Source organism: Microbacterium testaceum (genome assembly GCF_001476655.1).
GTDB lineage: Bacteria > Actinomycetota > Actinomycetes > Actinomycetales > Microbacteriaceae > Microbacterium > Microbacterium testaceum_C.
The window spans coordinates 1-863 of record NZ_LDRT01000261.1 but is presented as its reverse complement, the minus strand read 5'-3'; the positions used below and the strand labels follow the sequence as shown (position 1 = coordinate 863).

Here is an 863-nt window from a genome sequence, read left to right as displayed (position 1 = left end):
AAGGGTGAATGCATCACCGTATCCGTGATGCTTCCGGCAGCAACGGTGAAGGCATGGGGCAAGAACGACTCCGGACAGGTGGGCGACGGATCGACCACCGACCGTTGGACGCCCGTTTCGGTGACCGGGCTGAGCAACGTGTCCGTCATCTCCGGCGGTGCCGCGTCTGCGTACGCGCTTCTGGCCGACGGCACGGTCAAGGCCTGGGGCAACAACAGCACCGGCTCGCTCGGCGACGGCTCCTCCACCAATCGGAGCACGCCGGTCTCGGTCATCGGACTGTCCGGTCACACCATCACCGCGATCGGGCAGGGTATGCGCAACTTCAACCAGTACTACATCACGGGGTGATCAAGCCGCGGTGAGCCGGTGCGGCTTCTTTCCGAAGAGGGAGAGCCTCTGAACGCCCTCCGTTTCCATCGGCGGCCGCCGAAGGCGCGAGGCCCCCGTCTGTCCATGAGACAGGCGGGGGCCTCCGCGTTCTTCGTCGAACGTCGGCATCCGCGCGGGAAGGGAGCGGCATACGCCGTGCCATGCCGGCGGAAAGGGCGCCGTGTGGGGCCGTAATGACAGCGGCCAGTTAGGAGACGGTACGACCATCGACCGAGCCTCCGCCCAGTAGATCACAGGTATCACGGGTCACAACGTGTTCGGTCTGGGGAAAGGCGGGCGGCGGATGGAAGGTTCTCCTTCCCTGATCTGACGGCTCTGACAGATCCTGCGAGCGTGCGCGGAGTGCTCCTGGGATATTCGTTCGTTGTTCCGCGGGTGCGAGAAGTGAGCGGCATGCCGCGCAGGGGCTTACCCACGTGACTCCCCGCATGAGTGGCCAGCACTTACCCTCGGTCTCATCGTTTCTGTCG

At 64.9% G+C, this 863-nt stretch carries 1 pseudogene; it reads left to right on the top strand.

From position 1 onward, the window contains the following. Positions 1-351: pseudogene (locus tag NS220_RS18885) on the top strand (hypothetical protein); the annotation flags it as partial. Between the last annotated feature and the right edge of the window lie 512 nt (positions 352-863).